We start from the raw sequence: 12,093 nt of genomic DNA, 5'->3' as shown, positions 1-12,093 counted from the left end.
AGGCAAACATGACTTCGCACGGCATTAGCGCAACACGCCATCGGTCCTCTTCCGTTATCGGCTTCCTGGTCGGCGCGCGGGGCCGAGCAAGCCCGCACAGCCGGGCTTCTCCACTGCGTTGCGACCCTCCGGGTGCACGACCCCGCTATGACGCCGCCCTTTGGGGCGCCTGTCGGAAGGCCCCGATGGGCGGGGCTGATCCAGACCGGAGTCACAGCCATGTCGCAGCCTTCCCAACAATCGGCAGACCGAGCCGAGCGGATCGATCGCATCGCCGCACTGAATGACAGCCTGCGGAGATCTATTTGCAGCCCTGGCAGAAACCAGATCGTCATGACCGCGGGCGTTGCCGCGCTGGTCGGTGACGTGTCCCTTTTTCGCGGATTTCGCAGTCGCGCCGAGATCCTTCGCACGGTGCGAAACTATGACAGCTTCAATCCCGACAACGATCCATTGGGCGAGCATGATTTTGGTCGCTTCGAATATGACAGCGCCGTTCTCTACTGGAAGATCGATTATTATGATCTTGAGCTTGCCTGGGGCTCACCCGATCGAGCCAATCCCGACGTCACCACTCGGGTTCTAACGATCCTACTCGCCGAGGAATATTGATCGGCACGGCCATCCCCCTGACCGGGGGGATGGCCGTGAAAAGTCTGCTTGAGCAGACTGCGCGCAAAGGATGTCCACGCGCCAAGCGCGCTCGGGGAGGGGAGGGCGCACCGGAGCGTCGCCCCCGTGCGGCCGGTGCAAAGCTGTGAGCCGACGCGGGATCAGACCATTTTAGGAGTTACCGCCATGTCCGCCTATTTCGCCGCCCATCCCGATCACGCAATCCTCTTTGCGTTCGGCTGTTTTGCGCTCACCGTTTATCTCTTCCGCTATGTCGGTCCGGGCATCGGCGGTGGCGGCGACTGGTCATCGCGTGACCATTATGAGCGCAATCTGCGCGACGGTCCGGATGACTATTGCTGAGCTGGCCGCACCGATGAGAACAATCGCAGTAAGCCTTCTCAAGGGCGGAGTGGGCAAGACTTTTCTCGCCACGCATCTCGCCTGGTATCTGGCCGAAGCGGCAGGCCGCCGGGTCGTGTTCGTCGACCTAGACCCGCAAGGCAGTTCGTCGCGCCGTCTGGCCGGCGAGCGGCCGGGTGGCTTCGCGGCCGATCTCTTTGATCCGTCGGCGCCGTTTGCCGCCGACGGCCAGACCGGACTGACGTTGCTCGCCGCCGACCAGCGTCTGCAGATGATCAAGGCAGCGCAGGATGTGCGCGACTTTCTCGGCCGCTTTCCTGCGCTCGCGCCCCATTTCGACCTGTGCGTGATCGATACCGGTCCCAAATGGGACGAGCTGACCCTGAGCGCTCTCGCGGTCGCCGACACCGTGATCGCGCCCGTCCAGGTCGCCGAAGATTCGGTTGAGTGCGCCAAGATGCTGCTGACCGCGCTGCGCAAGGCCGAGGCGGCGAGGGCAGGGCGCAAGATCGATTTCCTCGGATTGCTGCCATCAATGGTCAACCCGTTCGACCGGCGCGAAATAGACAATGCCGTCAAGCTCGCTCACGCGGTGGGCGAGCGGCTGATGTTCCCTGCCTTCATCAAGGCGCGACCGACCTACAAGCATGCCGCAGAAAATCATCGGCCGGTCTGGATGGAAGGTGGCAGCGGCGCCAAGGCGGCGGCCGAGGAAATTCGGCCGATCCTCGCCGAGATCGAACGGCGGCTTATTTCAGCGCCAGCGGTCGCCGCCTGATGGGTAAATTCGACGAACGCATCGAAGAGTTCGGCCTGCTGGTAGGCGCGCATGAAACGGCGCGCCGGGTTGAGGATATTCCTTTGGATCGGGTCATCCCCGACCCCGGCAATCCCCGGCGCAGTTTCGACGATGACGCCCTGGCCGAGCTTGCGGCCTCCATAGCGGCTCGCGGCGTCTTGCAGCCGATCACGGTTGCCCCCGCAGATGCCGCCGGCTTGCATCGCATACGTTTGGGCGAGCGGCGCTTTCGTGCCTCCCAGCTCGCGGGCCGGGTGACAATCCCGGCGATCATCGTGGCCGAGGGGGAGGGAACCCATCTCCTCGCCGATCAGATCGTTGAGAACGATCAGCGTGCGAACCTTTCTTCGGTCGAGCTCGCTCATGCGATTGCCCGGATGCTTAAGGGCGGCATGAGCCAGGTCGAGATCGCCGCTGCGCTGGGCCGCTCCAAGCAATTCGTCTCGCTCTATGCAGCCTATGGTGACATGCCTGCCTATCTGAGGGAGGCGCTTCCGCGCGCGCCGATCCGGCTGCTCTATGACCTGCATCGCACAGCCAGGGATTATCCTGCGGAAGTCGAGGCCTATGTGGGCGCCTGGGATGAGAGCGGCGCGACATCGGCGGAAGGCGCGCGATTCATTGCCGGGCTGAAGAGTAAGACGGACGTTCCCAGCATCGAGGCAGCGCCGGTGCAGGCCGCGGCGGTGATCGTCGCCCGTCCCGAACCGCGGGCAGGGACTGAGCCAGTCGCGCGACCCGAGGAGCAAACGCCAGAGGCCAGCCTTGCCGTTGAAGTCGATGGCCGTCCCGCGCGTCTTGTGCTTGGCCCGCGTGTTGTCGTGATCTTCGGCGATGGTTCCCGGCAAGAGATCGCGGCCGAACGGCTTTGCGCTGTGTCTGAGGGACGCTCCGGCACCGCGATGCTCTGACCCTCTTCCTCCGCGTTCGCATATCCTATTCGCGTGTATGTTGGCCGCGCCCCTTTCGGGGTGCGGCCTTTTGCGTCGGTTCGAGCTGGGGCGGCGCCGGTGGCGCCGCCCTTCGTGGATCAGGCGTGAGTGATAGGCACATTTTGCCAAATATGGTCGAAGTCTGCTCAAGCAGACTATCAGATGAGTTGAGTGAAGGTGAGGGCCGGATAGGCGTGACGCCGGGGATGTATGACAATAGCCTTTGATGCATGCCCGTCTTCACCTTCCGTCTCGACGATGAAGTCGCCCAGCGCTTCGATGCTGCGGCGGACAGCGCCGGTGGCCGCTCGGCTTTGCTGCGGCGCCTCGTCATGAATGCAGTGGACGCGGAGGAGGGCGAGAGGTCGGGGCCGGTCCGCCGGCGGGAGCGAGCAACGCGGCGGTTTGAGATCCGGCTGACCGATGCGGAAATTGCCGCGCTCGATGCCGAGGCCGATGCTTTGGGTATGAAGCGAACCGACTGGGTGACGAGGCTGGTGCGCTGCCGCCTGCATTCGGCGGCACCGCTGCCGCTCGAAGAGCGGGCGGCAGTGGCTCAGGCGTGGCGCGAGCTCAACCGGATCGGCATCAATCTCAATCAGGCAACGCGTGCGCTCAATGCCTCGGTGATGGTCGAATCTGGACTCGATGTCGCGCGCGAGGCGGCGCGGGTCGCAAGCTTTCGGGCGGAAATCCGGACGGCGCTTGCCGGTCTCGGCACCGCGCTCAAGGGCGATCTTGCCTATTGGGATAGCCTCGATGGTTGAGGAGGAGGGCATCCTGCCGCTGCCCAGCCTTATGGAGGCATGGAGGCCGCCCACCGGCGGTAAGCGGACACTGCGGGGGGCCTATGTCCGCATTGGGCGAGGCGGGCCGGGCCGGGGAGGGCAGGCGCGGCCCGTGCCGCTGAGCCAGGCCGAGGCTCGGGCCAAGCTTGAGCGGATCGTGCGCAAGGCCCCGGAGGTCATGGTCAAGGTTTCGGGCAAGCAATATGGCGCGCACCATCTGTCCGAGCATTTCGGCTATGTCGCGCGGCATGGGAAGCTCGCGGTGCGCTCGAGCGAGGGCGAGATCATCGAGGACCCCAAGCTGCTGAAGGAGATCGCGCGGGACTGGGCGATGCTCGACGAGGCGATGAACGAGCATGGCCGTGACCGGCCGACCTCGCTGTCGCTGGTCCTGTCCATGCCCGGCGGTTCGACCGATCCCGAGACGCTACAGGACGCCGCCCACGCGTTCGCCCGGATCCTGTTCGAGGACAATCACGCCTATATACTGGCGCTCCACACCGACACCGATCATCCGCATGTTCATCTGACGGTGGCCACCGAAGGTGCGGACGGCACCCGGTTCAACCCGCGCAAAGCCGACCTTCATCATATGCGGGAAACATTCGCGCATGAGCTACGGGCGCGCGGCATCGCGGCCGAGGCGACGCCCAGACGCGCACGCGGTCACGTCCAAAAGCGTGTGCGCTCAGCAGCGCTGCATCTCGATGCTCGGATCGGTCAGGTGGGTCGCCGGCTCAATATGGATGAACTCAACGTGCTGCGCGCCCGGGCCTTTGCGCATGCGCGTGACGAGGAACGGCGGCCGCAAGACGTGATGGCGCTGGTTCGCCAGAAGCAGATACGCGGTGCTTATGCCGAGGCGGCGGTGGCGCTTGCACGCACCGGCGAGGCGGACGATCAAGCGCTTTCCGACGAGATTGCAGGCTTTCTGGCGGCTATGCCGCCGGCGGTTTCTCGACGTCTCGCGCTGGCCCGCGAAATGATACAGGGGCGGCAAGCGACACAGCTGGCGCGCGAACCGGAGGGCGGAGCTGGTCCCGAGAGGCCTCCGCCCGATCGCGGACGGGAGCGCTGATTCGCAAGACCTTTTCTCTCGATTTTTCAGATCGTTTACGCCATATATCCTGCGTATCCCCCGGCGGTCCCTGCGTTGTAAACCGTCGGGGCACTTTTTTGAGGCATCGTCGATGCTGCCGCGGGGCTCCGAGTGCCCGTCTTCAGATTGGGTGATTCAGACACTGATTGAGCTGTTCAGCCTGGGCGGCAAACTTGTCAGGGTTTTGTTGGCGAAGGCGCTCAAGATTCATCAGCTTCCAGCGCAATGCCGGTAACTCGGCGATCGCCTCGCCAAGGCCGAGTACGGACCAATCCGGTTCGGTCGCGACAAAGCTTTCGAGAAACCGGCGCGCGGCGGGTTCCACAGCACGTCGTTGGACGGCTTCGATCAGCGCATCGCGCGCCGTGAGCAGGGTTTCGAGCGGCAAGGGTGTCACGGTCATACCGACAAATTCCTCGTCATACTGCGCGGCAATGTCGAGCTTATGCGGACAGAGCAACTCGTGGATGGGGCGGGGATGGCTGGCGAGATAGATGAGGAAGGCCCGGAACAGATCCTCGTCGATGCCTTCATTTTCCAACAGATGATGGATGTCGAAAAGGTCACGTGGATGCTGGCGGTCAAGCGCGGCCGCCATCTTGCCCGCATAGAGGTCGGGCAGGGAGACGATCTGCATTTCGGCGAAACCGAAGCGGTCCTCGACGGCAGCGCTCACGGCCCTGATCTCGGGCGGGAAGACCGTGCCGCGCAGGACCGGGGAAATCTCGACCTTGATGGTGGCTCGCTCGACGTGGACGATCAGCCGCTTACCGTCGCTCAGGAGGTGGCGATCGACCCTGAAACCGAGACGGGTTTCAAGGCGCTGGGCGATGCGTTCGAAGCCATCGCGAGCCGCGGCGAGTGACGCCTCGCGATCGGCGACGGGCAGATAGACAAGGTCGATATCGACCGAAAGGCGAGGCAGATCGCGCACGAACAGGTTGATGGCTGTGCCGCCTTTCAGCGCGAAATCGCCTTCGGGGGCTATTTCCGGGATCACGCGCATCAGGAGATCGACCTGGTCGAAATAGCGTTCGGCGGTCACGTATCGTCTCCCGGGTGTCCCATAAGCGAAGCCGGGACGGTGATTTGATAGCGCGCATCGAACTTCCCGCCCGGCGCCAGTTGCCGCTTGCCTGTGCCGAGATCGACGGCTTCGCGATCGACATGCTTGAGCCAAGCATGGCCATGGCGTTCGGCATAGAAGAGGAAGAGACGCTTCGCCCGGACACTGCGGCAACTGACGAGCAGACGGGTGACAAGGCGTGGCCGGAGATTGGAGATGCCCTGGAATGTTTCGTCGGCATGGTCGAAGCCGACCTCGTTCGGAACCTGATCGAGCATTTCGATCGTCGCCCGCTCTTCGCCGGCCATGCGGAGGAAATGATCCCAGGGATTGGTGCGTGACGGCTCGGAAACTGCCGCCCCCAGGCGGCCTGTGCCGAGATCATAGCGTCGCCATTCGACGCCGAGTATCGAGTCTGCGAAAAGGGCGCGTGTGTGGACGGCGAATGTCGCATTGACCGGTAGCCGGGGCAGCCAGCTGGGCGCTGTCCCCTCGGGATCGTAGAGGTGAACGGTCGCATTCCCGCCAAGGCGCAGATAGTGACTGCGTCCGAGTAGATCGAGCGCGGTGGCGCCGCCGACATAGAAGGTCGAGGGCCGCAGCGATTGCGCCGACAGGATTGCCGCATCCCAGCGGATCGGCAGGGCGGGCGCGGGGCCAGGGCGCCGATAGACCCGCGGCGCCACCCGTTCTAGCCAGCCATTCTTTACATAGGCGTGAACCGATGGACGCGATATGCTTTGCGCCTGCAGCCACGCGCTATCGACGAGTTGGCCAGGGGCCAGCTCGGCAAGGAGGCGGTTTAGTGGAGGCGGTGTTTGTTCAGTCATAATGAACAAAATCGCAGAGTTATAAACTGAGCGCAAGGAGGGGTTTGCAGATTGCGCTTAAAGTTCATTCAACGTGAACATGCAGGGAGATTTGCAAACCCCGTGTTGGATACGCACGAGAGTCGGCCGACGATCCATAGGAGGAAAATGCAGCATGATCACCGCGAAATACATCCCGTGGGATCCGATTGGCGCGATGCCCGCCGACCGAAGAGATGGCCGCCTCATCCTGCTGTGGGAAGGAGATCGCCCCGTGATCGGCCGATGGGATGACGGGCGCAAGGGCTGGGAAGATCCGGAAGGAATGCACCTTTTCGAGGAGATCACCTATTGGGCGGATATCAATTCACCGAAATGACCCTTGCTCTTTCAGATGATAAATGATTGATATAAAACGATAAAAGATCGATAATATATCTTATGTTAAATCACTCTGTTACAGGCTTGTACCGGGATCCACAGCTGCACTCAGAACCCGTCGTATAGACTCTGCGGGCCTCGCCGCATCCACTCGCGCCGAGGCCCGAAAGCCGCCATAGCAACAGGATCAGGTCGTCACGATCTCCATCAGCTTGTTGTAATTGTCAGCCACCCCATAGCGCACATTGGGTGTCGGGTTCGATTCCGCCAGCTTGACGAAAAATTTCTTGGCGCAATCAATCTTCGCGCGTTCGAGATCGCGTAAAGCAAGCGAAGACATCGATCCCTTAGTTTCGGCGACGAAATAGATGTGTTTCACTGAGCCTGCGCGGAACACGATGGCCCAGTCAGGGTTATAGTCCCCTACCGGCGTTGGGATCAGAAAGCCCCTTGGCAATTTCGCATAGACGTCAACCTCTGCGCTCGTATCCAGCTCGCCCACAAAATCGCGTTCTACACTGGAATCGGTGATGCAGTAGTCGAAAACGTGGTTCTTGAGCCTCTCGGTGGCGCGCGCAAAATCCTGGCCAATCTCGGCCGCCGTAAAGATGTCGGCGTCATAGCGCTCGTCGATCGGATTGTAGACCAGCTGCTCGATCAGGTGACCCGCCTTCTGTTCCTTGATCAGCCGGGCCGCTTCAGAAATGAAATGCTCAGGGTTTGCACGATATTGGTCGAAGATTGCCGGCTCAATGCCAGCTAAAATCTCGGCCACCGTCTGACGCAAGAGGTCAGTTGCCTCTGAGACTTTCCCCAGAAGGTCATACTTCACCGACGAACGGGCCGACGCCGCTTTGACAGTTTCATTCCGCGTGATGCTGAAACCGGTGCCCTCCCTGAGCTGCTCATCGGTTACCTGGTCCGTCTGAATCCCAGTCTGCACGGAATATTGTAGCTTGGTCACTCGCAGTTCGCGGTTCAACGCGCCGATGCATTTGTGGATGAGCTCTGCAGTGTCGAATTCGACGCGGTAAACAGCCTTGCGGTTAATCCTGCCCCAAAGCTCCTGAAAGGCACCCTTGTGGAAATTGTCATTGAGCGGGTTCCGCTTGGGCTTACGTCCATCTTCGAATTTCGGGAGCGCCGCATCGCTGTAGACGCTGTCGATCAGGCCAAAGACCTCAGCCTGATATGGCACCAAATCTTCATGCAGCGGGGCCAATGTCCCATCGGCCTTGGCTGCGTAGTAGACATCGGTGATCTGGTCGGAATCGTCGATATAGTCGTTCTTGATCAGATACCTGTGGATCTGCGTCGCCATTTGATCGGTGACCGTGATCGGCCCTTCAGGCGTCTGCAATTGCTTGCCCGCAAAGTACGCCTGGCTGGCCTTGCGGGGCCGTGCCGACAGACTCTCAGCAATCTCCTTCTGCAACCCGCCAACGAAGTCGGTGTAGCTCTCGCTTGCGATAACCGAGAGAATGTTGATGTCGTGGACGGTAGCCGGGTGGTCGAGCCGATCGCCAAACCGGTCAACTGCCAGGCGCAGGCCACGGCCAACTTCCTGCCGCCGTGAAATCATGTTGAGGCTTTGCTTGAGCATACACATGACGAACACGTTCGGGTTATCCCAACCTTCCCGGAGCGCGGAGTGGGAAAACAGGAATCGGACAGGCTCTTCGAACGAGAGTAGCCGCTCCTTGTCCTTAAGGATGAGGTCGTAGGCGTCGCTATCGTCGGAATCGGTCGAACGAGCGCCGACCTCCGGATCCTTCAGTCGCCTGGTCTTCTTGTCGATCGAGAAATAGCCGTCGTGCGTCTTGGCAACCGGGATCGCCTCGAGATGCCTCCGCCAGGCCGCTTCTTCAAGCGGGAGTTCGGCCAGCACGTCGGCGACGGCCTCGGCGTATTCCTCCTCGAACATCCGGGCGTACTCGCCGTTCTGATCGTCGCGGCTGTAGTCCCGGTATTTGGCCACCTCATCGATGAAGAACAGCGACAGCACCTTCACCCCTTGGGCAAAAAGCTGCCTCTCCTTCTCGAGATGAGCGCGGATCGTTTCACGGATCTGGATGCGGCGGATGTCACGTTCGGACAGGTCACCATAAGCCTCGCCGGCCTTGGTGATGATGCCATTGGTAAACTCCACCGTGTCAGCGGTGGCGTCGATCTGTGACACGACGAAATCGCGATACTGATCCAAACCACCGGAAAGGTGATAGAGGTCATCGCGAAACTTCAGACGCTTCATCCGGCGCTTGATCGTGCCGGTGGTGTCCTTGATCTCCATCTCGAACCGGGCAAAGGGGCCGCCCTTGCCGCGGCCGACCGTCTCGATGCCTTCAAGGTAGAGATACGCCGTCGTGCCAGTCAGGCCCTTGAGCGCGATGCCGCGCACCTGAATCTTCTTCACCAGCTTCTGGTTATAAGCATCCAGCGCATCGAGCCGATGGACCTTGGTATGTTCGGTTCGGTGCGTTGCGGAATAGCGCAGCACGAACAGCGGGCGGAACTTGGCCAACGCCTCGACCGTGGCCTTGCCCTCCATCTTCTGCGGCTCGTCGAGGATGAGGATCGGCCGGTTGGCCGCGATCACATCGATCGGCTTGCGCGACTGGAAATCATCCAGCGCGTCGTAGATGCGGCGGTTGTCCTTGCCGCTGGCATTGAACGCCTGGATGTTCATCACCATCACGTTCAGCCCGGCATCGGATGAAAAGCTCTCCAGCTCGTGCAACCGCTTCGAATTGTAGATGAAGAAGCGCGCCTTCTTGCCGTAGCTCTCGGTGAAATGCTCCGCTGTGATCGCCAACGATTTGGCGACGCCTTCCCGGATGGCGATGCTGGGCACGATGATAATGAACTTCGACCAGCCATAGCGGCGGTTCAGCTCGAACATCGACTTGATGTAGCAATAGGTTTTGCCGGTGCCGGTCTCCATCTCAACATCGAGATGCAGCGGCGCGGCTGCAGCCATATTCTTGAGATAGGTTGCAGGTGCAGGCACAGCCTTGCCTTTGGTGTCACGGGTGACGAAGCTGTGTAACGAAGCAGACTGCGGAAGATTCTGGCGTCGCTGCACGGCTTTAATGTTGTCGAGCAGCTGCGCTTCGGTCAGCGCAAAATCGGTATTGCGAAACCCCTCGTCGTCGAACGCTTCCGCCTGATTGCGCTTGCCCGGATCGATCCGATAGGTCGGGCCACTGGCAAAGGGCTGGCCCGCGAAGCAATCCACCACGGCATCGACGGCCAGCGTCTGGTAAGGCTGAACCTTGAATTTGAGCTTCATAGCCATGGATCAGATGGCCTTCAGCTCGGTGCCGGGGGAGAGCTGGCGGAAAAGCTGTTCGGCGTTGATGCGGTCGGCATCGCGGGCGAAGCTGGTGTCGCGGAAAACGGCACGCAGCGGAGCGCGAGCAGCGATGTCCTTCACCAGAGCATCGGTAACACCAGGTTCGAAACAGGCGATCAGCGCATTGCCATCGATCGAGAAGACGGTCTTGCCATGCATGGTTTCACGGTTGATCGGCAGGGTCAGTTCCACGCCCCAGTCGATCAGCACCTGGAACAGCAAGTCCTCACCAGTGCGGTCCGGCTTCACGCTATCGACTTGACCGAACAATTCGTCCTGCTTGACCTCATCGGGGCGATAGAACACGTCCGTCATGTTCGAGCTGTCGACCTTGAGCACACGGAAACCGACGTCGCGGTTCCAGTCTTCGTGGCAATCGCCTTCGAGTACTTTTTCCCCTGCGCGGCGAAGACGTTCCTTAGAGATTTCCGAAATATTTTTGAACCCTGCCTTATATGCGCTTGATGATGGATCGACTTTTTCAGGTAGTTGGACCATTATGTATTTACGATTTTGACCATCAATTGAGTTTTGAGTTAAAACTGCATGTGCAGTGGTCGCAGACCCCGAAAAGAAATCCATAAATATGCCGCTTTGTTCAGCAGACATCTGTACAAAATACTTTATCAACTTTGTGGGCTTTGGGTAATCGTCAAATATGACATCCATCTCAGCCAGCTCTACTGTGGCTTTTTGTGACCCTCCGAAGCCCGTAAGCCACGAGATCACGTGACTTGGTTCTCCACGGACCTTTACAGCCTCTATCGCCCCCGAGCGTGATATTTCGAACGTAGTCTCTTGCCCTTTTGCATCCACGATTGGTGCAAATTTATTTGCAATAAATTCCTCAAGCAGCTCACGCGAGCTCCACCCACTAAACACACCGACGGTTTCTGACAGCTTGCCATCATGGACGATGGCCGATGCATCATAATGTGGCCATGAATTATTGCGTGCCTCGATTTTCCCTTCGTCGAACGCCGCAGGAAAGCCGCTCGGAAGTATGACCTTACTAGCCGGGTTTTTCGGTCCATTTTTTACAATCGTATTGCGTATTTCAGGCTTGAATATTTTACTTCCTTCAGGGACATTTGGATCAATCACCTTAGGATGTGGGAATTCACCTTCGTTCTTAGCGTACGCCAAAATATACTCATGGCAGAATTTAAATTTCGCTTGATTGTCGAAGTTCCCATCGGTTCGCCATGCAAAGATGCATAGTAAATTATTCCCACCAAAAATCTCGTCCATTACAATTTTTAATTGGGATATTTCTTTATGGTTTATTGAACAAAAAATCACGCCGTCTTCTGAAAGCATATTTCTCGCAAAGCGAAGGCGAGAATAAATCATAGTCAGCCAATCTGAATGGAAGCGACCGTTGACGTCAGTGTTGGCGACGAGACGGCTGCCTTCAACGGAAGATTGGTTGCTGCGGGCTAGATATTCACTCGACGTTTCAGCGAAATCATCTTCGTATATGAAATCTTTTCCGGTGTTATAAGGCGGATCAATGTAGATCAGCTTGACCTTGCCGAGATAGCTCTCTTGCAGGAGTTTGAGGGCATCTAGGTTGTCGCCTTCGATGAACAGGTTCTGCGTGGTGTCGAAGTTCACGCTTTCATCCCGGCAAGGACGCAGCGTCTTGGCGATGGGGGCGTTTGCGGTGAGCAGCGCTTCGCGCTTGCCCGGCCAATCGAGCCGGTAACGCTCCTGCGGGCCTTCAACGATGTGATCGGACAGCGTCTGGCGAAGCTGGTCGAAATCGACGGCGAGCCGGACTATGCCCTGATCGTCAGCGGCTTCGGTCACGCAATCGGGGAACAATGCACGAATTTTTGCGATATTGTCCTGGCTAAGGTCAGGACTGTGCATCTTCAACTTATCCATGC

Annotated in this window: 11 protein-coding genes; 7 read left to right on the top strand and 4 right to left on the bottom strand. The window is 59.5% G+C overall.

Features of this window, described 5'->3' with window-relative positions; genetic code table 11:
• Positions 1-219 precede the first annotated feature (219 nt).
• The 6 genes from FHS54_RS01480 (at position 220) to FHS54_RS01455 (ending at position 4,572) form a co-directional block, all read left to right on the top strand.
• Positions 220-612, top strand: coding sequence for a DUF3768 domain-containing protein (locus FHS54_RS01480; protein WP_167302006.1), 393 nt, complete (start codon positions 220-222; stop codon positions 610-612).
• A 186-nt stretch (positions 613-798) separates the two neighbouring features.
• On the top strand, positions 799-975 hold the full coding sequence (locus tag FHS54_RS01475) for a hypothetical protein (protein WP_020820482.1): 177 nt from the start codon (positions 799-801) through the stop codon (positions 973-975).
• A 13-nt stretch (positions 976-988) separates the two neighbouring features.
• Positions 989-1,753, top strand: coding sequence for a ParA family protein (locus tag FHS54_RS01470; RefSeq protein ID WP_167302651.1), 765 nt, complete (start codon positions 989-991; stop codon positions 1,751-1,753).
• The gene (locus tag FHS54_RS01465) at positions 1,753-2,685 is read left to right on the top strand and encodes a ParB/RepB/Spo0J family partition protein (protein WP_167302005.1); all 933 of its coding nucleotides are present in this window, start codon (positions 1,753-1,755) and stop codon (positions 2,683-2,685) included. Before FHS54_RS01470 ends, FHS54_RS01465 begins: the two co-directional genes overlap by 1 nt.
• A 251-nt stretch (positions 2,686-2,936) precedes the next feature.
• Positions 2,937-3,473, top strand: coding sequence for a plasmid mobilization protein (locus FHS54_RS01460; RefSeq protein WP_167302004.1), 537 nt, complete (start codon positions 2,937-2,939; stop codon positions 3,471-3,473).
• Entirely contained in the window at positions 3,466-4,572 is a 1,107-nt protein-coding gene (locus FHS54_RS01455) for a relaxase/mobilization nuclease domain-containing protein (RefSeq protein WP_167302003.1), read from the top strand. The genes FHS54_RS01460 and FHS54_RS01455 overlap by 8 nt, the downstream gene beginning before the upstream one ends.
• A gap of 142 nt (positions 4,573-4,714) precedes the next feature.
• On the opposite strand, the gene FHS54_RS01450 is transcribed toward FHS54_RS01455, so the two are convergent.
• Both FHS54_RS01450 and FHS54_RS01445 read right to left on the bottom strand, forming a co-directional pair.
• Entirely contained in the window at positions 4,715-5,638 is a 924-nt protein-coding gene (locus tag FHS54_RS01450; RefSeq protein ID WP_341785918.1) for a nucleotidyl transferase AbiEii/AbiGii toxin family protein, read from the bottom strand.
• Positions 5,635-6,489: a type IV toxin-antitoxin system AbiEi family antitoxin domain-containing protein gene (locus tag FHS54_RS01445; RefSeq protein ID WP_167302002.1), complete on the bottom strand. Its 855-nt coding sequence runs from the start codon at positions 6,487-6,489 to the stop codon at positions 5,635-5,637. Before FHS54_RS01445 ends, FHS54_RS01450 begins: the two co-directional genes overlap by 4 nt.
• 154 nt (positions 6,490-6,643) lie before the next feature.
• On the opposite strand from FHS54_RS01445, the gene FHS54_RS01440 reads away from it, so the two are divergent.
• Entirely contained in the window at positions 6,644-6,847 is a 204-nt protein-coding gene (locus tag FHS54_RS01440) for a hypothetical protein (protein ID WP_020820475.1), read from the top strand.
• 189 nt (positions 6,848-7,036) lie between these two features.
• Here the strand turns inward: FHS54_RS01440 and FHS54_RS01435 are convergent, their stop codons facing one another.
• Positions 7,037-10,144, bottom strand: a complete 3,108-nt coding sequence (locus FHS54_RS01435; protein ID WP_208404717.1) for a type III restriction-modification system endonuclease — start codon at positions 10,142-10,144, stop codon at positions 7,037-7,039.
• Between the two features lie 3 nt (positions 10,145-10,147).
• A complete protein-coding gene (locus FHS54_RS01430) occupies positions 10,148-12,091 on the bottom strand; it encodes a site-specific DNA-methyltransferase (protein ID WP_167302001.1) in 1,944 nt (647 codons plus the stop codon).
• Between the last annotated feature and the right edge of the window lie 2 nt (positions 12,092-12,093).

The organism is Sphingobium vermicomposti, assembly GCF_011762025.1.
Lineage (GTDB): Bacteria > Pseudomonadota > Alphaproteobacteria > Sphingomonadales > Sphingomonadaceae > Sphingobium > Sphingobium vermicomposti.
The sequence above is the reverse complement of the archived record's forward strand: the minus strand, read 5'-3'. Positions and strand labels throughout refer to the sequence as shown.